Source organism: Pseudomonas putida (assembly GCF_002025705.1).
GTDB classification, from domain to species: Bacteria; Pseudomonadota; Gammaproteobacteria; order Pseudomonadales; family Pseudomonadaceae; genus Aquipseudomonas; species Aquipseudomonas putida_J.
Genome location: NZ_CP018846.1, coordinates 4,716,008 through 4,736,694 on the forward strand (window position 1 = coordinate 4,716,008; position 20,687 = coordinate 4,736,694).

20 protein-coding genes are annotated in these 20,687 nt (G+C 62.6%); 9 read left to right on the forward strand and 11 right to left on the reverse strand.

From position 1 onward, the window contains the following. Positions 1-351 precede the first annotated feature (351 nt). Positions 352-561: a cold-shock protein gene (locus BUQ73_RS21395; RefSeq protein ID WP_016392187.1), complete on the forward strand. Its 210-nt coding sequence runs from the start codon at positions 352-354 to the stop codon at positions 559-561. Between the two features lie 90 nt (positions 562-651). Next, positions 652-1,140: an RDD family protein gene (locus tag BUQ73_RS21400; protein WP_079229579.1), complete on the forward strand. Its 489-nt coding sequence runs from the start codon at positions 652-654 to the stop codon at positions 1,138-1,140. 49 nt (positions 1,141-1,189) lie between these two features. Here the strand turns inward: BUQ73_RS21400 and lptG are convergent, their stop codons facing one another. Both lptG and lptF read right to left on the reverse strand, forming a co-directional pair. After that, positions 1,190-2,251 (reverse strand): LPS export ABC transporter permease LptG, encoded by a 1,062-nt coding sequence (gene lptG / locus BUQ73_RS21405; protein ID WP_079229580.1) that lies wholly within the window; start codon positions 2,249-2,251, stop codon positions 1,190-1,192. Further along, on the reverse strand, positions 2,244-3,359 hold the full coding sequence (gene lptF / locus BUQ73_RS21410; protein ID WP_079229581.1) for an LPS export ABC transporter permease LptF: 1,116 nt from the start codon (positions 3,357-3,359) through the stop codon (positions 2,244-2,246). Before lptF ends, lptG begins: the two co-directional genes overlap by 8 nt. A 289-nt stretch (positions 3,360-3,648) precedes the next feature. Between lptF and BUQ73_RS21420 the strand changes: the two genes are divergently transcribed. The 5 genes from BUQ73_RS21420 to rlmF all read left to right on the forward strand — a co-directional run bounded on the left by BUQ73_RS21420 (position 3,649) and on the right by rlmF (position 10,144). Further along, positions 3,649-5,142 (forward strand): leucyl aminopeptidase, encoded by a 1,494-nt coding sequence (locus BUQ73_RS21420; RefSeq protein ID WP_079229583.1) that lies wholly within the window; start codon positions 3,649-3,651, stop codon positions 5,140-5,142. Positions 5,143-5,192: 50 nt separating this feature from the next. Then, positions 5,193-5,621, forward strand: coding sequence for a DNA polymerase III subunit chi (locus BUQ73_RS21425; RefSeq protein ID WP_079229584.1), 429 nt, complete (start codon positions 5,193-5,195; stop codon positions 5,619-5,621). A gap of 5 nt (positions 5,622-5,626) precedes the next feature. Further along, positions 5,627-5,998, forward strand: coding sequence for a DNA polymerase III subunit chi (locus BUQ73_RS21430; RefSeq protein WP_079229585.1), 372 nt, complete (start codon positions 5,627-5,629; stop codon positions 5,996-5,998). Between the two features lie 186 nt (positions 5,999-6,184). Then, the gene (locus tag BUQ73_RS21435; RefSeq protein ID WP_079229586.1) at positions 6,185-9,031 is read left to right on the forward strand and encodes a valine--tRNA ligase; all 2,847 of its coding nucleotides are present in this window, start codon (positions 6,185-6,187) and stop codon (positions 9,029-9,031) included. A 162-nt stretch (positions 9,032-9,193) separates the two neighbouring features. After that, positions 9,194-10,144, forward strand: coding sequence for a 23S rRNA (adenine(1618)-N(6))-methyltransferase RlmF (gene rlmF / locus BUQ73_RS21440; protein ID WP_079229587.1), 951 nt, complete (start codon positions 9,194-9,196; stop codon positions 10,142-10,144). Between the two features lie 51 nt (positions 10,145-10,195). Here the strand turns inward: rlmF and BUQ73_RS21445 are convergent, their stop codons facing one another. After that, a complete protein-coding gene (locus BUQ73_RS21445) occupies positions 10,196-10,477 on the reverse strand; it encodes an HU family DNA-binding protein (protein WP_027920195.1) in 282 nt (93 codons plus the stop codon). Between the two features lie 393 nt (positions 10,478-10,870). Between BUQ73_RS21445 and yejK the strand changes: the two genes are divergently transcribed. Continuing rightward, the gene (gene yejK / locus BUQ73_RS21450; protein WP_027920196.1) at positions 10,871-11,878 is read left to right on the forward strand and encodes a nucleoid-associated protein YejK; all 1,008 of its coding nucleotides are present in this window, start codon (positions 10,871-10,873) and stop codon (positions 11,876-11,878) included. Here the strand turns inward: yejK and BUQ73_RS21455 are convergent, their stop codons facing one another. The 4 genes from BUQ73_RS21455 to BUQ73_RS21470 all read right to left on the reverse strand — a co-directional run bounded on the left by BUQ73_RS21455 (position 11,879) and on the right by BUQ73_RS21470 (position 14,767). After that, on the reverse strand, positions 11,879-12,172 hold the full coding sequence (locus BUQ73_RS21455; protein WP_079229588.1) for a GIY-YIG nuclease family protein: 294 nt from the start codon (positions 12,170-12,172) through the stop codon (positions 11,879-11,881). It lies immediately after the preceding gene. A gap of 18 nt (positions 12,173-12,190) precedes the next feature. After that, the gene (locus BUQ73_RS21460) at positions 12,191-12,661 is read right to left on the reverse strand and encodes a nuclear transport factor 2 family protein (protein WP_079229589.1); all 471 of its coding nucleotides are present in this window, start codon (positions 12,659-12,661) and stop codon (positions 12,191-12,193) included. Between the two features lie 161 nt (positions 12,662-12,822). Continuing rightward, on the reverse strand, positions 12,823-14,103 hold the full coding sequence (locus tag BUQ73_RS21465; RefSeq protein ID WP_079229590.1) for a CynX/NimT family MFS transporter: 1,281 nt from the start codon (positions 14,101-14,103) through the stop codon (positions 12,823-12,825). A 13-nt stretch (positions 14,104-14,116) separates the two neighbouring features. After that, entirely contained in the window at positions 14,117-14,767 is a 651-nt protein-coding gene (locus BUQ73_RS21470; RefSeq protein WP_079229591.1) for a FadR/GntR family transcriptional regulator, read from the reverse strand. A gap of 138 nt (positions 14,768-14,905) precedes the next feature. On the opposite strand from BUQ73_RS21470, the gene BUQ73_RS21475 reads away from it, so the two are divergent. Continuing rightward, complete coding sequence (locus BUQ73_RS21475; RefSeq protein WP_416171800.1) at positions 14,906-16,114, forward strand: alkaline phosphatase family protein; 1,209 nt, start codon at positions 14,906-14,908, stop codon at positions 16,112-16,114. Between the two features lie 55 nt (positions 16,115-16,169). Here BUQ73_RS21475 and hisC read toward each other — a convergent pair whose 3' ends face one another. The 4 genes from hisC to murA form a co-directional block, all read right to left on the reverse strand. Then, positions 16,170-17,219: a histidinol-phosphate transaminase gene (gene hisC / locus BUQ73_RS21480; RefSeq protein ID WP_079229592.1), complete on the reverse strand. Its 1,050-nt coding sequence runs from the start codon at positions 17,217-17,219 to the stop codon at positions 16,170-16,172. 2 nt (positions 17,220-17,221) lie between these two features. Next, positions 17,222-18,547: a histidinol dehydrogenase gene (hisD, locus tag BUQ73_RS21485; protein WP_079229593.1), complete on the reverse strand. Its 1,326-nt coding sequence runs from the start codon at positions 18,545-18,547 to the stop codon at positions 17,222-17,224. 126 nt (positions 18,548-18,673) lie between these two features. Continuing rightward, on the reverse strand, positions 18,674-19,309 hold the full coding sequence (hisG, locus tag BUQ73_RS21490) for an ATP phosphoribosyltransferase (RefSeq protein ID WP_023382134.1): 636 nt from the start codon (positions 19,307-19,309) through the stop codon (positions 18,674-18,676). Positions 19,310-19,402: 93 nt separating this feature from the next. After that, entirely contained in the window at positions 19,403-20,668 is a 1,266-nt protein-coding gene (gene murA / locus BUQ73_RS21495) for a UDP-N-acetylglucosamine 1-carboxyvinyltransferase (RefSeq protein ID WP_079229594.1), read from the reverse strand. Positions 20,669-20,687 lie beyond the last annotated feature (19 nt).

Genomic DNA, 20,687 nt, shown 5'->3' on the forward strand with positions numbered 1-20,687 from the left:
GGTCTGAGGTTTGCGGGCAGGTTGCAGATATTCGATTTCGAACCTGCCCAATAACTTTTGAACATGGCGCCAGGCCAGGCACCATGCCGTTTCCGACAAATCTGTCGGTTCTCGGCAAAACGCCAATTTTCCATACGACCAAGGGCTTGTTTTTTTCTTGAGAGTTGGCGTAGAGTCACTGCACTGTGTTTGCATGGGTCGCAACAGTTCGTGACCTGGGCCAGTAGCCGAGATTTGCTACAACCCGTTCGACGTCTCTTACTTTCCTGCAACCCAGCCCAGTACTCTTTCACACTTATATAACGTGAAAGAAACTGTCATCAAAATTCAAGCTTCATAGGAAATAAGACAATGGCTGAGCGTCAGAACGGTACCGTCAAGTGGTTCAATGACGAAAAAGGTTACGGCTTCATCACCCCAGAAAGCGGTCCGGATCTGTTCGTACACTTCCGTGCCATCGAAGGTAACGGCTTCAAGAGCCTGAAAGAAGGCCAGAAGGTCACCTTCGAAGCAGTCCAAGGCCAAAAAGGCATGCAGGCTGACAAAGTCCAGCCTGTCTAAGCACAAGCCCGACTCCCCAAAGCCCCTGCCATGTGCAGGGGCTTTTTTTTGCACGTAGAATAGCGGCTTCGCCATTCGGAGCTGTTCTGCATGTCCAAGCCTCTGCTCTCCCCCCAGGGTGATTTTCCACCGGTCGGCCTGGGCCGACGCCTGGCGGCGATGTTCTACGACTTCCTGCTGTGTACGGCACTGCTGATCGTCACCGCCGGTGCCTACAAGATGATCCAGATGGCGATCATCGGCGAAGCCCGCATGCGGGAACTGACCGAGGCCGGCGCGCTGGATGGCGACCCGCTGCTCTCGACCATACTGCTGTTCGCCCTGTTCGGCTTCTTTGCCAAATTCTGGACCCATGGCGGCCAGACCCTTGGCATGCAAGTGTGGGGCGTGCGCGTACAGAACGCTGATGGCAGCGCAATCAGCCTGTGGCAGGCACTGTTGCGTTTCGTGGTGTCGATTGCCTCCTGGCTGTGCCTGGGGCTTGGGTTCTTCTGGTCGCTTATCGACAAACGCCAACGCGGCTGGCATGACATCTATTCGGAAACCCAGCTGGTGCGGGTGCCCAAGCAGAAAAAGTAGGCACAAAAAAGCCGACCCTGGGGTCGGCTTTTTCATTTGCGTCAGCTCATCAACCAGCCCGGCGCAACAACCACAGGCCGGCCACGGCACAGATTGCCGCCGGAATCACCACCGCCAGCAGCGGCGGGAAACCGAACACCTGGCTCGAAGGGCCCAGCAGGTCCTGGCCGATGCGGAACGCAAAGCCCACCAGCACACCGGTGAATACACGCTGGCCGAGGGTTACCGAACGCAGCGGGCCGAAGATGAACGAGATCGCCATCAGCACCAGGGCCGCGGTCACCATCGGCTGCAGCACCTTGGTCCAGAACGCCAGCCAGTAGCGCGCGTTGTTCAGGCCCTGGTCGGACAGGTAGTGGATGTAGTCCCACAGCCCGGTGATCGACAGCGACTCGGGGGCCATGATCACGGTATTGAGCAGTTGCGGTGTCAGCGAAACGTCCCAGAGCTCGCTCGGCGCCGTCACCACTTCGGTATGGTCACCGCGGAAGTGAGTGGTGCTGATATCGCTGAGTGTCCAGTGGTCATCGGTGTACTGGGCGCGACGGGCAAAGCTCGAAGTCTGGATCTTGCGCTCGTTGTCGAAGCGGTAGCGAGTCACGCCCAGCAGCAAGCCATTGGGCTGCACGGAGTTGATGTGCACGAACTCCTCGCCCTGGCGGTGCCACATGCCATGTCTGGAGCTTTGCGCTTCACCACCACCCTGAGCCAGCGAGCGGTCAGCCTGGGCCTTGTTCTCGGTCACCGGTGCGACGTATTCACCAATCAGCAGGCCGACCACCATCAGCACCAGCATCGGTTTCATCACCGCCCAGACGATGCGGCCGATGGAGACACCGGCTGCACGCATGATGGTCAGCTCACTGTTGCTGGCCAGGCTGCCGAGGCCGATCAGGCAGCCGATCAGCGCCGCCATCGGCAGCATTTCGTACAGGCGCCGAGGCGCAGTCAGCAGGACGAAATTACCCGCATCCAGCAAGGTGTAGGTGTCGCTCAGTTCGCCCATCTCGTCGATGAAGGCGAACAGCGAGGCCAGGCCGAGGATGATCCCCAGCACGGCGAGAATGGCCAGCAGCACGCTCTGGCCGATATAACGGTCGAGCTTAGCCATGGGCCACCTCCGCACGACGGGCAGCCATTTTCAGGCGCAGCGGTTCCCAGTACATCAGGGCCAGACCGATCAGCAGGAACAGGCCGTGCACCCACCAGATGCCCAGGCCAATCGGCAACTTGCCCTTCTCCAGGGCGCCGCGTACGGAAATCAGCATTGTCAGGTAAGCCATGTACAGAAGAATCGCCGGCAGTAGCTTGAGGAAGCGGCCCTGGCGTGGATTGACCCTGGCCAGCGGCACCGCCATCAAGGTCACGATGAACACCAGGATCGGCAGCGACAGGCGCCATTGCAATTCGGCACGCTCGCGCAGGTCGGTCTTGCCGAACAGCTCAAGGGTCGGAATCGCTTCGCGATCGGTCACTTCCTCGGCGACTTCCGGCTTTGGCAGCAATACGCCATAGGTGTCGTACTTGATGGCACGGTAGTCGGCCTGGCCCGGGTTACCGTCGTAGCGGTAGCCGTTCTCCAGCACCAGATAGCGATTGCCATCGGCCTGTATTTCCTGATGGCCTTTCTCGGCGACCAGTACCGAAGGTGCACGGTCCTTGGTCTTGTCCTGATTGAAGCGCTTCTCGGAAATGAACACCCCGGCCAGCTTGACGCGGTCGTCGGACAGCTGCTCGGTGTAGGTGACCCGTGTACCGTCGCGCAAAGTCTGGAAGCGGCCCGGCACCAAGGTGTCGAACTCCGTCATGGCATCCTGTTGGGCAATGATCTTCTGCACCTGAGCGACGCCCAAGGGTGACAGGCTCAGGCTCAGCCAGGCGACCAGCAATGCGACCAGCGCAGCCGGTGCCATGGTCAGGCCCAGCAGACGCTGCTGGCTCATGCCGGTCGCCGAAAGGACGGTCATTTCGCTTTCCAGGTACAGCCGGCCATATGCCAGGAGAATCCCGAGGAACAGGCCTAGCGGCAGAATCAGCTGCAGGAAACCTGGCATGCGGAAACCCATGATCAGGAACAGCACGCCCGGATCGAGGATGCCCTGGGCCGCCTGGGCCAGGTACTTGATGAAACGCCCGCTCATGATGATTACCAACAGCACGGCGCTGACGGCGCTCAAGGTCACAAGGACCTCGCGGGACAGATAACGAAAGACGATCAAACCAGACACTCCTGGGTTGTCAGGGGCGGACTGCCAAACATTGGCCTGTGACAGCCAGGACCAAAGCTGGTTCGCCAAAGGCGAACCTCCATATAAAGTGCGCGCATTATCCTGTGATTGGCGGCGCCTGTCACTTGGCTGCGCATGAAGGCCCACATCGGGCTTGTCAGCACGCTTGCCAGAGGCTCAAACTGGCAGCTTTTCCACTGGTGCGCGACAACGCGGCCAGGCCCGTCCAGAGCGCGAAAACGCATAGCGCCAACTGCATAGATCATTCGGGGACCCTGACATGGAACTGGTTGTAAAAAGCGTAGCTGCTGCATCCGTAAAAACCGCCACCCTGGTCGTTGCGGTCGGTGAAGGGCGCAAGCTCGGTACCGTCGCCAAGGCCATCGACCAAGCCTGCGAAGGCGCCATCAGTGCAGTGCTCAAGCGCGGCGACCTGGCCGGCAAGCCAGGCCAGACCCTGTTGCTGCAGAGCCTGCCGGGCCTGAAGGCCGAGCGCGTGCTGCTGGTCGGCAGCGGCAAGGACGAAGCCCTCGGTGACCGCGCATGGCGCAAACTGGTCGCCAGCGTGGCCGGCGTGCTCAAGGGCCTGAACGGCAGCGATGCCGTGCTGGCGCTGGACGACATCGCCATCAGCAACCGCGACGCTCATTACGGCAAGTACCGCCTGCTGGCCGAGACCCTGCTCGACGGCGAATACGTGTTCGACCGCTTCAAGAGCCAGAAGGCCGAGCCGCGCGCCCTGAAGAAAGTCACCCTGCTGGCCGACAAGGCCGGCCTGGCCGAGGTCGAGCGCGCCGTCAAGCACGCCAGCGCCATCGCCACCGGCATGGCCTTCACCCGCGACCTCGGCAACCTGCCGCCCAACCTGTGCCACCCGAGCTACCTGGCCGAGCAGGCCAAGGACATGGGCAAGGCCCACAAGGGCCTGAAGGTCGAAGTCCTGGATGAGAAGAAGATCAAGGACCTGGGCATGGGCGCGTTCTATGCCGTGGGCCAGGGCAGCGACCAGCCCCCGCGCCTGATCGTGCTCAACTACCAGGGCGGCAAGAAGGCCGACAAGCCCTTCGTACTGGTGGGCAAGGGCATCACCTTCGATACCGGCGGCATCAGCCTCAAGCCAGGCGCCGGCATGGATGAAATGAAATACGACATGTGCGGCGCCGCCAGCGTGTTCGGCACCCTGCGTGCGGTCCTCGAACTGCAACTGCCGATCAACCTGGTATGCCTGCTGGCCTGCGCCGAGAACATGCCGAGCGGCGGTGCCACGCGCCCAGGCGACATCGTCACCACCATGAGTGGCCAGACCGTCGAAATCCTCAACACCGACGCCGAAGGCCGCCTGGTGCTGTGCGACACCCTGACCTACGCCGAGCGCTTCAAGCCGCAGGCGGTGATCGACATCGCCACCCTGACCGGTGCCTGCATCGTCGCCCTGGGCAGCCACACTTCGGGCCTGATGGGCAACAATGACGAGCTGGTCGGCCAACTGCTCGACGCCGGCAAGCGTGCCGACGACCGCGCCTGGCAACTGCCGCTGTTCGACGAGTACCAGGAGCAACTGGACAGCCCGTTCGCCGACATGGGCAACATCGGCGGGCCGAAAGCCGGCACCATCACCGCAGGCTGCTTCCTGTCGCGTTTCGCCAAGGCTTACAACTGGGCGCACATGGACATCGCCGGCACGGCCTGGATCAGCGGCGGCAAGGACAAGGGCGCCACCGGTCGCCCGGTCCCGCTGCTGACCCAGTACCTGCTGGACCGCGCTGGCGCCTGATGCCGTGAGGCCTGTGGCGCCTCGGGCGCCGCAGGCTGGCAGAGCACACCATGAGCAAAGTCGATTTCTATATCCTGCCCACCGACTCGCTGTCAGCGCGGCTGGATTTCGCCTGCAAGCTGTGCGAGAAGGCCTGGCGCCTCGGTCACCGGGTCTACCTGCACTGCCAGGACGCCGAGCAGCGCAACGAGCTGGATCAACACCTGTGGCGCTTCAAGGGCGAAGCCTTCGTGCCCCATGACCTGGCAGAAGTGCACGCGAGTGCCTCAGTGGCCCTGGGCCTGGCGGACGATGCCGGCGAGCACCGTGACCTGCTGATCAACCTGGGTGCCGATGTACCGGGCTTCGTTGGCCAGTTCGAGCGGGTTGCCGAGATCGTTGTCGAGGAGCCCGGCATTCGCCAATCGGCCCGCGAGCGGTTCCGTTTCTACCGCGAACAGGGCTATGCTCTGCAAGACCACCGCTTACAGCGACTTTAACGACGATGGACAAGCCTTCCGCCCTACCCGATTCCTCCCATCTGCTGGACGATCTGGAGTCGATTCGCCAGTTGCTTGGCGATGCCGACCTGCAGCCGCCGCTGCTGACCGAAACGGTCGAGCAGATTCCGCTGTTGCTCGACGTGCCTGCAGGTAACGCGGCCCCGGCGCCTGAAGCCGAGCCCGCAACAGTTGAGCCCGAGGATGATCCGCAGACCCGCCGCCAGGACACCCTGCTGCACCTGGAAAGCGAGTTGCGCGCCGCAGCGCAGATGATCATGCAAGACGTGATCAACGACTTTACCCCGCATATCGAGAACGAAATCAAGCGCCGCCTGGATGCGCGGATCGAGCGCTTGATCAAACGTTCCGAGTGAACCTCGAGGGCGCTTTGCGCCCTTTTCGCGACACAAGGCCGCTCCCACAGTTGAATGCACTTCTCCTGTGGGAGCGGCCTTGTGTCGCGAAAGGGCTGCAAAGCAGCCCCCGGCCTGTCGCCTAAACCCTGTGCCTTCGTTATACTTTTCGGCTTTCCCGAATAAATGCACAGGGTCCCGCCGCGCATGGATAAGACCTACCAGCCGCACGCCATCGAAACTTCCTGGTACAACACCTGGGAGTCCGAGAACTATTTCGCTCCACAAGGTGCAGGTGAGTCCTACACCATCATGATCCCGCCACCGAACGTGACGGGCAGCCTGCACATGGGCCACGGCTTCAACAACGCGATCATGGACGCCCTGATCCGTTTCCGCCGCATGCAAGGCCGCGACACCCTGTGGCAGCCAGGTACCGACCACGCCGGTATCGCCACGCAGATGCTGGTCGAGCGCCAGCTCGAGGCCAAAGGCCAGAACCGTCACGACCTGGGCCGTGAAGCGTTCCTGGAAAAGGTCTGGGAATGGAAGGATCAATCCGGTGGCAACATCAGCCGCCAGATCCGTCGCCTGGGCTCGTCGGTAGACTGGAGCCGCGAGCGCTTCACCATGGACGACGGCCTGTCCGAGGCGGTCAAGGAAGCCTTCGTGCGCCTGCACGAGGATGGCCTGATCTACCGCGGCAAGCGCCTGGTCAACTGGGACACCAAACTGCACACGGCCATCTCCGACCTCGAAGTGGAAAACCACGACGAGAAGGGCCACCTGTGGAACCTGCGCTACCCGCTGGCCGACGGCGCCAAGACCGCCGAGGGCAAGGGCTACCTGGTGGTTGCTACTACCCGTCCGGAAACCCTGCTGGGTGACGCCGCCGTTGCCGTCAACCCGACCGACGAGCGCTACCAGGCACTGATCGGCAAGTTCGTCGAACTGCCGCTGGTCGGCCGCCGCATCCCGATCATCGCCGACGACTACTGCGATCCGGAATTCGGCACCGGCTGCGTGAAGATCACCCCGGCCCACGATTTCAACGACTACGAAGTCGGCAAGCGCCACAACCTGCCACTGCTGAACATCTTCGACAAGAACGCCCTGGTGCTGCCCGCCGCCCAGGCCTTCAACCTCGACGGCAGCGTCAACGAGCAGTTCGACACCAGCCTGCCCGCCCAGTACGCCGGCCTCGACCGCTTTGTCGCGCGCAAGCAGATCGTCACCGACCTGGACGCCCAGGGCCTGCTGGTCAGCATCGACGACCACGCCCTGAAGGTGCCGAAGGGCGACCGTTCGGGCACCGTCATCGAGCCGTGGCTGACCGACCAGTGGTACGTTTCCACCAAGCCGTTGGCAGAACCTGCCATCGAAGCCGTGGAAGATGGCCGCATCCAGTTCGTGCCCAAGCAGTACGAGAACATGTACTTCTCCTGGATGCGTGACATCCAGGACTGGTGCATCAGCCGCCAGCTGTGGTGGGGCCACCGTATCCCGGCCTGGTACGACGAGGCTGGCCAGGTCTATGTCGGCCGCAATGAAGAAGAAGTGCGCGCCAAGCACAACCTCGGCAGCGATGTGAACCTGCGCCAGGACGACGACGTGCTCGACACATGGTTCAGCTCGGGCCTGTGGACCTTCTCCACCCTGGGCTGGCCGGAGCAGACCGAGTTCCTCAAGAAGTTCCACTCCACCGACGTGCTGGTGACCGGCTTCGACATCATCTTCTTCTGGGTTGCGCGCATGATCATGCTGACCATGCACCTGATCAAGAACGAAGACGGCACTCCGCAGGTACCGTTCAAGACCGTTTACGTGCACGGCCTCGTGCGCGATGGCCAGGGCCAGAAGATGTCCAAGTCCAAGGGCAACGTCCTGGACCCGCTGGACATCGTCGACGGCATCACCCTCGACGCCCTGCTGGAAAAACGCACCAGCGGCATGATGCAGCCCAAGCTTGCCGAGAAAATCGCCAAGCAGACCAAGGCCGAGTTCCCTGAAGGTATCGCCAGCTACGGCACCGACGCCCTGCGCTTCACCTTCTGCTCGCTGGCCTCCACCGGCCGCGACATCAAGTTCGACATGGGCCGCGTCGAAGGCTACCGCAACTTCTGCAACAAGATCTGGAACGCCGCCCGCTACGTGCTGGACAAGGGCGAGGACTGCGGCCAGAACGGCGAAGCCTACGAGCTGTCGCTGGCTGACCGCTGGATCATCTCGCAACTGCAGCGCACCGAAGCCGAAGTGACCCGCCAGCTCGAGCAGTTCCGCTTCGACCTGGCCAGCCAGGCGCTGTACGAGTTCATTTGGAACCAGTACTGCGACTGGTACCTGGAGCTGTCCAAGCCTGTGCTGTGGGACGAGAACGCCCCGGTCGAGCGCGCCCGTGGCACCCGTCGCACCCTGGTGCGCGTGCTGGAAGTGGCGCTGCGCCTGGCACACCCGTTCATGCCGTTCATCACCGAAGAAATCTGGCAGCGCATCGCGCCGCTGGCCGGCATCGAAGGCAAGACCATCATGCTGCAGCCATGGCCAGTGGCCAATGAAAGCCGCATCGATGCCGCCGCCGAAGGTGATATCGAGTGGCTGAAAGAGCTGATGGTCGGCCTTCGCAACATCCGCGCCGAGATGAACATCGGCCCGGGCAAGCCGCTGCCGCTGTTCCTGAAGAACGCCAACGCCGACGACCAGCGTCGCCTGCAGGAAAACGAAGCCCTGCTGAAGAAGCTGGCCAAGGTCGAATCGTTCACGGTGCTCGGCGACGCCGACGAGGCACCGCTGTCGGCTACCGCCCTGGTCGGCGACTTGCAGGTGCTGGTGCCAATGGCCGGCCTGATCGACAAGGACGCCGAGCTGGCTCGCCTGAACAAGGAAATCCAGCGTCTGCAGGGTGAAGTCCAGCGCGTGGGTGGCAAACTGTCCAATGCTGCCTTCGTCGACAAGGCACCGCCTGCGGTGATCGAGAAGGAGCGCGCCAAGCTGGCCGAGTCCGAGCAGGCCCTGGCCAACTTCACCGAGCAGCATGCGCGGATTGCAGCGCTGTAATTTCTAGAGAGACCGATGGGGCCGCTGTGCGGCCCTTTCGCGACACAAGGCCGCTCCTACAGGGACGGTGCCGGTTTTAGAGGCGCCGCTATCCTGTAGGAGCGGCCTTGTGTCGCGAAAGGGCTGCAAAGCAGCCCCACGGCTGCAACACCGGATCCGACCATGACCGACAAACCCACCCTGCACCCGCGCAACCGCCACCAGGGCCGCTACGACTTCCCCAGCCTGATCAAGGCCCACCCTGACCTGGCCCGTTTCACCATCACCAACCCCCACGGCAAACCCAGCATCGACTTCGCCAACCCAGAAGCCGTGCGGGTGTTCAACCGCGCGTTGCTCAAGGCGCAATACGGCATCCAGCACTGGGATATCCCTGCCGATTACCTGTGCCCGCCGATCCCAGGTCGCGCCGACTACATCCACGTGGCCGCCGACCTGTTGGCAGAGGACAATGCCGGCGAGGTGCCCAGGGGCGCCCAGGTTCGCGCGCTGGACATTGGCGTAGGCGCCAACTGCATCTATCCGCTGCTCGGCCACAGCGATTACCGGTGGCGCTTCCTCGGCTCGGACATCGACCCGGTTGCACTGGCCTCGGCCAAGGCCATCGTCCAGGCCAACGGTTTGAGCAAGGGCATCAGCCTGCGCCAGCAAGCCAACCCCAAGCACATCCTCAGCGGCCTGCTGCAAGACGATGAACGCTTCGACCTGACCCTGTGCAACCCGCCCTTCCATGCCTCACGCGAGGAAGCCACCCGTGGCAGCCAGCGCAAGTGGAAGAACCTCGGCAAGCAAGACCCCAAGCGCAAGCTGCCAGTGCTCAACTTCGGTGGCCAGAATAACGAGCTGTGGTGCGAGGGCGGCGAGATCCGCTTCGTCACCCAGCTGGTCAACGAAAGTGCGCAATACGCGCAGCAAGTGCTGTGGTTCACCAGCCTGGTGTCCAAGGCCAGCAACCTGCCCGGCATCGAGGCAGCGCTGAAGAAGGCCGGCGCCAAGGCCGTGCGCATCGCCGAGATGGGCCAGGGCCAGAAGCAGAGCCGCATGGTCGCCTGGAGCTTCCAGGACACCACCGCTCGCCAGGCCTGGCACGCCCTGCGTAAATCGCAGGCATGAAAAAACCGCGCCCGGGCAAGCCGGGCGCGGTTTCGTCAATGCGTCAACGGATTACTTGTTGACTGCGTCGGTCAGGCCTTTGGCCGGAACGAACTTGACGACTTTCTTGGCAGCGATTTCGATGGCAGCGCCAGTCGAAGGGTTGCGGCCGGTACGGGCAGGACGCTCGGAGACTTTCAGCTTGCCGATGCCTGGCAGGGTGATTTCAGCGCCGTTTTCCAGTTGGTCGGCAACGATCTGGCCCAGTTGCTCCAGCGCGTTGCGAGCGGTGGTTTTTGGCGCGTCGATGGCTTCAGCGATGTCGGCAATCAGTTGGTCTTTGGTCAATGCCATGGTGGTGTTCCTTCCCTATCTAATTCAGTGGTTATGCAGCGTTCTACGACGTTATCGGGCCAGCCCCTGAGAACTGGAGGGCCGCGCCAATCGCGCATGTAGATGCGTAAATCGGCGTTTGGTTCGACACGGCATGAACACGCTGCCAGCAATGCGCCACACAGGGTGCGCAAGACCGCGCAAAGCTACCACAGGAATGGATAAATATCCGCTACCCGCTTCGATTTAGTGCAGGTTTTTCGGGGGTTCTAGCCGAAAACCCACAAATTTGAACAAAAAACGAACAACCGGCATTTCTGCCAACATCCGGCCACTGCAGCGCCTGTTGTCTGGGGTAAACTGGACAACTTTTGCAGCGCGGCTTGCGGCCGCCCCGGACTCACCGAGAATTCCATGCCAATCCGTCATTGCATCGTTCACCTGATCGACAAGAAGCCCGATGGCAGCCCCGCCGTGCTCCATGCACGGGATACCGAGCTGGGCGCATCGGACGCCATCGAAAACCTCCTGGCCGACCTCAACGACAGCTACAACGCCAAACAAGGCAAGGCCTGGGGCTTCTTCCACGGCGAGTCCGGTGCCTACCCGCTCAGTGGCTGGCTGAAGCAATACCTGGAAGACGAGAAAGACTTCGCCGGGTTCAGCCGGGTGGCGGTCGAGCACCTGCAAAAGCTGATGGAAGAGTCCAACCTCTCGACCGGCGGCCACATCTTGTTCGCCCACTACCAGCAAGGCATGACCGACTACCTGGCCATCGCCCTGCTGCACCACAGCGAAGGCGTGGCTGTGAACGCCGAGCTGGACGTGACGCCGTCACGCCACCTCGACCTCGGCCAATTGCACCTGGCGGCGCGCATCAACCTGTCGGAGTGGAAGAACAACCAGAACTCCAAGCAGTACATCTCGTTCATCAAGGGCAAGAACGGCAAGAAGGTGTCGGATTACTTCCGCGACTTCATCGGCTGCCAGGAAGGCGTCGACGGCCCGGGCGAGACACGCACCCTGCTCAAGGCCTTCAGTGACTTCGTCGAAAGCGAGGACCTGCCGGAAGAAGCCGCCCGCGAGAAGACCCAGACCCTGGTCGAGTACGCCACCACTCAGACCAAGCTCGGTGAACCGGTAACCCTGGAAGAGCTTTCGAGCCTGATCGACGAGGACCGCCCGAAGGCCTTCTACGACCACATCCGTAACAAGGACTACGGGCTGTCGCCGGAAATCCCTGCGGACAAACGCACCCTCAACCAGTTCCGCCGCTTCACCGGGCGTGCCGAAGGCCTGTCGATCAGCTTCGAGGCGCACCTGCTGGGTGACAAAGTGGAATATGACGAGGCCGCCGGCACCCTGATCATCAAAGGCCTGCCGACCACGCTGGTGGATCAGCTCAAGCGCCGCAAGGACTGATCAGACGGCCACATAGGAGGCGACCAGCGCCTCCTTGGCCGATTTGCGCAATTTCTTCACAAGCCGTTCCTGGCGCAGCGCTTCGCCCTTGTCCGGCCACTGCTCCACATAGACCAGCGCCTGTGCCGGGCTGGTCTTGAAATAGCGGGCGCCCTGGCCTTTCTGATGGGCAGCGAAACGCCGCTGCGGGTCATCGCTGATACCGCAGTACAGCGAGCCATTGGCTGCCCTTACCAGATACACGTACCACGGTTTGCACAGCGGGGTTTCGGCGACTTCGTTGACGATGCTCATGGCCGACAGCTTAACCGCTCAGCTCGCTTGCTGGAACGCTCGCAGCCCTTTGAAAGCCTGCTGGCGCACCTTGCTCTGCAGCATAGGCGACCAGCCCAGCAACAGCCCTGGCGTTCCCAGTGCCTGACGTGACCAGCGCCACAGGTCGAAGCTGTCGTCATGCTGGCAGATCAGCCCGTCGCGAATGACGAAGCGCGCCTGGATATCGTTGACCACGGTGCGGCCGGTCTGGCTGAACAGGTAGGTGGCAACCCAGTGGGCACAGCCGCTGCGCTGGTCGGCTTGGACCTGGTCGAACGTCAGCGAAAAATCCTTGGCACGAGTGGTGAGCATGCGCCACATGTCACCGGCATCGCGGCCGCGCAGGGTGCCGAATACCGGGTCGCTGAAGACAATGTCGTCGCTGTAGCAGGCCACCATGGCCTCGGCGTCCAGGCGCTGAAAGGCCTGATAGAAGCGGGTGATCAGGTCTCGGTTGGCGTCGCTCATGGGGGGCTTGTCCGTCCTGGGAATGGGAAGTTGCACGATAATCTGCCCCGCCTGCATACGCCAGTACCGGCCTCTTCGCGGGCAAGACCGCTCCCACGGTCGTCGCGATCCCTGTGGGAGCGGGCTTGCCCGCGAAGAGGCCTGTAAGGCCACCCTCAATGTCAGAGCTTTTCGCTGGTCACCTGCACATGCATAGCCCGCCCAGCACCAAGCCCAAACACGATCGCCCCGACGCCAAGCACAGCGAAAATCCAGCCCACCGCCGCCCAGCCGCCAGTCATGTCATGCACCAGGCCGACCGCAAACGGGCCCATGGACGCCAGGGTATAACCCACGCCCTGAGCCATGCTCGACAGGTTCGCCGCTACATGGGCATCCTTCGAACGCAGCACGATCAGTGTCAACGCCAGGGCAAAGGTACCGCCCTGCCCCAGCCCCAACAGCACCGCCCAGCCCCACAGCCCGTCGACAGGTGCATACAGGCAACCGAACAGCCCCGCCAACGTCACCAGCATAACGATCACGATAGCCAGGCGCTGGTCCTTGCCGCGGGTCGCCAGCCAAGGGGCACTCAGCGAACTGACCAGCTGCACGATCACCGATCCGGACAGCACCAGGCCGGCCTCGGTCGGGCTCAGGCCACGACCGATGAGAATCGACGGCAACCAGCCAAAGACGATGTACGCCAGTGACGACTGCAGCCCCATGTACAGCGTTACCTGCCACGCCAGCGGGTCACGCCACAGCCCGCGCACCCGGTAGGCGACCTTGTGCATGCCATGGCCCTGGCGCGCTTGCGGCAACCAGATGAGCATGGCCAGCAGCGCCGGTATCATCCAGAAGCCCAGGCCAAGGGCCCAGTTGCCATCGAAGTGCTGGGTCAGCGGCACGGTGGCCCCGGCCGCCATGGCCGCCCCCAGGCACAGGGCCATGGTGTAGACGCCGGTCAGGGTACCCGCATGCTGCGGGAAGTCGCGCTTGACGATACCCGGCAACAGCACGCCGATGATGCCGATGCTGGCCCCGGCCATCACGCTGCCGATGAATACGCCGGCAGCCCCCAGGGCGCTGCGCACCACGATACCCAACGCCAGGGTGAGCAGGATGCCAAGGATCACCCGCTCGCTGCCAAAGCGGCGCGCCAGGACCGGCGCCAGCGGTGCGAACAGCCCCAGGCAGAGCACCGGCAAGGTGGTCAGCAAGCCAGCCTCGGAGGCATTCAGGCCGAGCCCCGCAGCGACCTGGCCAAGCACAGGCGCCATGCTCGACAACGCCGGGCGCAGGTTCAACGCCACCAGCACAAGGCCCAGCAGCAACAGCCAAGGCCGCCGCAGAGCCGGCGGTTGTTGTTGCACCTGGGCATCGTCGGCTTCGGCGTCGATCAGCAGTTCTTCCAGGTCTCGCTCGCGGGCAGGCGCGTCTCGGGTCATTGGTTCAGCCATGGCCTTCTCGTCTTCAGGATTCGATGAGGGTCCGGCTCAGGGCCTTGGCCCGCTCCGGATCGCGTTGTTCGATGGCGTCGAGGATCTGCCCGTGCAGGTCGAAAGTCGCCTGGCTGCGCGGCACAGTCGCCATGTTGTGTTGCAGCGCGGCGGCAACCACACCGGAAAAGTAACGGTACAACTCGCTCAGAGCTGGGTTGTGCGCGGCGTCGATCAGCCGCTGGTGGAAAACCAGGTCGCAGCTGACATAGGCATCGACATCACCGTGAAAGTGCCCGGCACTGCCGGTCAGTGCTGCACGCAAGCCGCGCAGGTCTTCGTCGGTACGGCGCAATGCCGCCAGGCCGATCGCCTCGGTTTCGAGGATGTGCCGAGTCTCGCGAGCCTGCTCCAGGGTGCAGCGCGACATGGCCTGCACGGCCTGCAGCGGGTCCTGGCATGTACGCAGGTAACTGCCGTCACCCTGGCGGATTTCCACCAGGCCACTGAATGCGAGCACGCGCATGGCCTCGCGCACAGTGTTGCGGCTGATGCCCAACTCCAGTGCCAGCACCGGCTCGGTCGGTAGCCGCTGCCCGACTTGCCAGTCGCCTTGCACAATACGCTCACGCATGCGCTCTACGGCCAGTTCGACCAATGAACGCTTGGTCAATTCACTGCTCATCTTACTCAACCAATCATCCGATGAATTTACCGAGCATACTGGAACGCCATCCGGACATCAATTCAACTGGCATTTCTACCAGTTGCCAGTTGAATGCCTTGTTGCAACGCTTGGCTCGACTCCATCAAGGCCCCATTCATGCCCACTTCCAAAATACTGCGGCTGGCTGTACTGGTTGCAGCCATACTGCTGCTCGGCCTGTTCTTCAAAGGCTGCGACCAGAGACAACCCCCAACGCAACCCAAGACACTCATCATCGGCATGGACGGCGTCCAGTTGCAGCACTATGAAAAACTGGGCGGCGATACCAACCTGCAGAAGCGCCTGTTTTACGGCAAAGCCTATGCGGGCGGTATTACCGGCCGGGCCAGCGAGCAGGCCACCGTGAGTGGCCCAGGGTGGATCACCCTGCTCACAGGTGTATGGGCCAACAAACACGGGGTCGTTTCCAATGTGGAGTCCTTGCGAGTCGACCCCAAGTTCCCCAGCCTGTTCAAACGACTTCGTGATGCACTACCGAATGCGTACATCTCCAGCATCGTCAACTGGTCGCCGATCAACACCGCGTACCTGCTGGTAGACGGGCAAGGTAACAATGTGCGCGAAAGCGGCCTGAGCGATGAGCAGGTCACGACGCGAACACTGGAAATTCTGGAAAATACACCCGCCGACTTCACCTTCATCCAGCTCGACGAACCCGACGAAGCTGGCCACGCCAGCGGCTTCGGGCCCGCCTACCAGTTTGCCCTGCACGAAGCTGACAACAGGCTGGGGCGTCTGCTGGATAAAGTCGAGGAGCGAGCCTACAAGCACCCGCAGGAGGACTGGCTGGTACTCGTTTGCACCGACCACGGACGTGATTACTGGGGCTCAGGCCACGGTGGTGTGACCGAGCAGGAGAAGACGGTCTTCATTGCCAGCAACAAGCCTTTGAACGAAGAGCTGAGCCAACCGAGCATTCCACAGGACAACCCGGGGCCCAACAACTTGTATGGCTACGCAGCGCAAACGTCGGTGGCCCCGACTGTGCTCAGGCACATGAAGCTCGACCTGCTGCCGGAGTGGAAACTCGATGGCACACCGCTGCTGGGCACCACCGGCGTACGCAAGGCGCGGGCCATTGAAGGCGACGCAAAGCTGCTGTGGAACAGCGATTCACAAGGCACGGTGATCATTCACAAAAATGACCAGGTTGTCGCGAACGTGCCGGCCTACCTGCAGCAATGGACTGATCCACAGGGCATGCGCCAGGCCAGCGACTATGTGCTTGAGCTCGATGATACACCGATAGCTGTGCGGACCCGACCGGTCAGCAAGCCATTCATCATTGAGGAAAGTAGCGACTGATATATGCGGCATCGTTTGCAGGAGCGAGCTCGCCCGCCCCTGCGGCACGCCATGCTCAGTTCAGTGCATCGATCAACGCCTGGTTCATCGCCGGCGTGCCGATGGTGATACGCAGGAACTGGGCAATCCGCTCCTGCTTGAAGTGACGCACGATCACCCCTTGTTCACGCAGACGCGCCGCCAGCTGCGCGGCATCCTGCTGCGGATGGCGGGCGAAGATGAAGTTGGCCGCCGATGGCAGCACCTCGAAGCCCTTCGCTACCAGTTGTTCGACCAGCGCTTCACGGCTGTCGATTACCTTGCGGCAAGTTTCCTCGAAGTAGGCCTGATCTTCGAACGCCGCCGCCGCACCCACGATGGCCATACGGTCCAACGGATAGGAGTTGAAGCTGTTCTTGATCCGTTCCAGCGCTTCGATCAGGTCCGGATGGCCGACAGCCAGACCAACCCGCAGCCCGGCCAGCGAGCGCGATTTCGACAGGGTCTGAGTCACCAGCAGGTTGTCGTAGCGGTCCACCAGGCTGATAGCCGTCTCACCACCGAAGTCGATGTAGGCTTCATCCACCACCACGACCGAATCACGGTTGGCCTGCAGCAACTGCTCTATCGCTTGCAGCGGCAGCAGGCAGCCGGTCGGTGCGTTGGGGTTGGGGAAGATGATCCCGGCGTTGGCCCTGGCGTAGTCGGCGATGCGGATCTGGAACTGCTCGTCCAGCGCCACCTGCTCGAATGGAATGCCGTACAGGCCGCAGTAGACCGGATAGAAGCTGTAGCTGACATCCGGGAACAGCAGCGGACCACGGTCGTGCTGGAACAAGCCGTGGAATATGTGTGCCAGCACCTCGTCCGAGCCATTGCCGACGAATACCTGAGCCGGGGTGACACCGTAGTACTCGGCCACCGCCTGCTTGAGCCGGTCACTGTTCGGGTCCGGATAAAGGCGCAGGTTATCGTTCAGTTCCGCGCGCATGGCGTCCAGCGCCTTGGGCGACGGGCCATACGGGTTCTCGTTGGTGTTCAGCTTCACCAGGCGGGCCATTTTGGGCTGCTCGCCCGGCACGTAAGGTACCAACGCCTTGACGAAGGGGCTCCAGAATCGACTCATGCTCAGTTCCCCTTGTCTTGGGTCAGGATACGGTATTCAGCGCTACGGGCGTGGGCGGTCAGCGACTCGCCACGGGCCAGGACCGAGGCAGTGTGGCCGAGCTCGGACGCACCCTGCTCGGAGCAGAAGATGATCGACGAGCGCTTCTGGAAGTCATACACCCCCAGCGGCGACGAGAAACGCGCGGTACCGGAAGTCGGCAGCACGTGGTTGGGGCCGGCGCAGTAGTCGCCCAGCGCTTCGCTGGTGTGACGGCCCATGAAGATCGCACCGGCGTGGCGGATCTGCGGCAACCAGGCTTGCGGGTCGGCGACCGAGAGTTCCAGATGCTCAGGGGCAATGCGGTTGGCCACCTCAATGGCCTGCTGCATGTCGCACACTTGAATCAGCGCACCACGGCCGTTGATCGACTTCTCGATGATCTCGGCACGTTCCATGGTCGGCAGCAGCTTGTCGATGCTCGCGGCCACGCGGTCGAGGAACGCGGCATCCGGGCTGACCAGGATGGCTTGGGCGTCTTCATCGTGCTCGGCCTGGGAGAACAGGTCCATGGCGATCCAGTCCGGGTCGGTCTGGCCGTCGCACACCACGAGGATTTCCGAAGGGCCAGCGATCATGTCGATGCCGACTTGGCCGAACACGTGGCGTTTGGCGGTGGCCACGTAGATATTGCCCGGGCCGACGATCTTGTCCACCTGCGGCACGCTTTCGGTGCCATAAGCCAAGGCAGCAACGGCCTGGGCACCGCCGACGGTGAACACCCGGTCGACACCGGCAATGCAGGCGGCGGCCAGCACCAGTTCGTTGACCTCACCACGCGGGGTCGGCACCACCATCACCACTTCGGTAACGCCGGCGACCTTGGCCGGAATGGCGTTCATCAGCACCGAAGACGGGTATGACGCCTTGCCACCCGGCACGTACAGGCCGGCACGGTCCAGCGGGGTGACCTTCTGGCCGAGTACGGTGCCATCAGCTTCGGTGTACTGCCAGGAGTCCTGCTTCTGCCGCTCGTGGTACAGGCGCACGCGATTGGCCGCTTTCTCCAGGGCTTCACGCTGGCCGTCGGTGATGCGGGTCAGGGCCAGTTCCAGGCGCTCGCGGCCGAGGATCAAGTCATCGATGGACGTGGCGTCAACGCCATCGAAACGCTGGGTGAATTCCACCAGCGCGGCGTCACCGCGCTCGCGCACGGCCTTGATGATGTCGAGCACGCGCTGGTTGACCGCGTCATCGGACACACTTTCCCAGCTCAGCAGTTGATCCAGATGTCGGGCGAAATCCGGATCAGCAGCGTTGAGACGGGCAATTGCAGTGGACACGGTCATGGCGAGGGCCTCGATTATTAGCGAATGCTCAGGCGCCCTAGGCTACCAGTCCATCCGCGCGGGCACCCGAGAAAAGTGGCTATGACGCGGATAGACGGGCGCGACAGCGGAGGTCGCGCGCAGAAGTCAACCGCGGTGTCGCGACTCGACCGCTTGGCGCAGCGTGTCGATCAGGCTTTGGATGCGGGCGTGCTGCATCTTCATGGAGGCCTTGTTGACCACCAGGCGCGAGCTGATCGTGGCGATCAGTTCCTGGGGCTCCAGGCCGTTGGCACGCAGGGTGTTACCGGTGTCGACCACGTCGATGATCTTGTCGGCGAGGTTGATCAGCGGCGCCAGCTCCATCGAGCCGTACAGCTTGATGATGTCGACCTGGCGGCCTTGTTCGGCGTAATAACGCTTGGCCACGTTGACGAACTTGGTGGCCACGCGCAGGCGGCCCTTGGGCTCGGGCGCACCAACCACACCGGCGGTCATCAGCTTGCAGCGGGCAATCTGCAGGTCCAGTGGTTCATACAGGCCCTGGCCGCCGTACTCCATCAGCACGTCCTTGCCAGCCACACCGAGGTCGGCGGCACCATGCTCGACATAGGTCGGCACGTCGGTGGCACGCACGATCAGCAGGCGCACGTCGTCCTGCGTGGTGGGGATGATCAGCTTGCGGCTCTTGTCCGGGTTCTCGGTCGGCACGATGCCGGCCTCGGCCAGCAATGGCAGGGTATCGTCGAGAATACGGCCTTTGGAAAGCGCGATGGTCAACATTGGAACGTCGGTCCTTAAGCGGCTACTGCCGGCCGGGCTACTATCGCCCGACCGCATTCAATTCGAATGGCACATCCCTGTGCCAGCGGGCGACTAGCCCGGTACGCGGCGGATTTTCGCGCCGAGCATCTGCAGTTTTTCCTCGATGCACTCGTAACCACGGTCGATGTGGTAGATGCGGTCGATCAGGGTATCGCCATCGGCGACCAGCGCCGACAGCACCAGGCTGGCGGATGCACGCAGGTCGGTGGCCATTACCGGAGCCCCTTTGAGGGCCGGTACGCCAGTGACGATCGCGGTGTTGCCTTCGACCTGGATCTGCGCGCCCATGCGGTGCATTTCGTACACGTGCATGAAGCGGTTTTCGAAGATCGTCTCGATGACTGCGCCAGTGCCTTCGGCGATGGCGTTCAGCGAGATGAACTGCGCCTGCATGTCGGTCGGGAACGCTGGGTACGGGGCAGTGCGCAGGTTGACGGCTTTCGGCCGCTTGCCGTGCATGTCCAGTTCGATCCAGTCCTCACCGGTAGTGAGGTCGGCGCCCGCTTCCTTCAGTTTTTCCAGTACCGCCTCGAGGATGGTCGGATCGGTATCCTTGACCTTGACGCGGCCGCCGGTTACGGCAGCGGCGACCAGGTAGGTGCCAGTCTCGATACGGTCGGGCATGACGCGGTAGTGGGCCGAGCCCAGGCGCTCGACGCCATCGATGGTGATGGTATCGGTACCGGCGCCCTGGACCTTGCCGCCCATGGCGTTGATGAAGTTGGCCAGGTCGACCACTTCAGGCTCGCGTGCAGCGTTCTGCAGCACGCTGCGGCCTTTGGCCAGGGCAGCGGCCATCATGATGTTCTCGGTACCGGTCACGCTGACGGTGTCGAAGAAGAAGTGCGCGCCGCGCAGGCCGCCTTCAGGCGCCTTGGCCTTGATGTAGCCGCCTTCGACTTCGATATTCGCCCCCATGGCCTCGAGGCCACGGATGTGCAGGTCGACCGGGCGCGAACCGATTGCGCAGCCACCTGGCAGTGCCACTTCGGCTTCACCGAAGCGCGCGACCATAGGACCGAGCACCAGGATCGAGGCGCGCATGGTCTTGACCAGCTCGTAAGGGGCTACCAGGGTCTTGATGGTGCGCGGATCGATTTCCACCGCCAGCTTTTCGTCGATCACAGGCTCGATGCCCATGCGCCCGAACAGCTCGATCATGGTGGTGATGTCGTGCAGGTGCGGCAGGTTGCCCACGGTGACCGGGCCATCGGCCAGCAAGGTCGCCGCCAGGATCGGCAGAGCCGCGTTCTTCGCGCCGGAAATGCGGATCTCGCCGTCAAGACGAGCGCCGCCAGTAATAATCAGTTTGTCCATTGGTGTCTCGCCGCCAAGT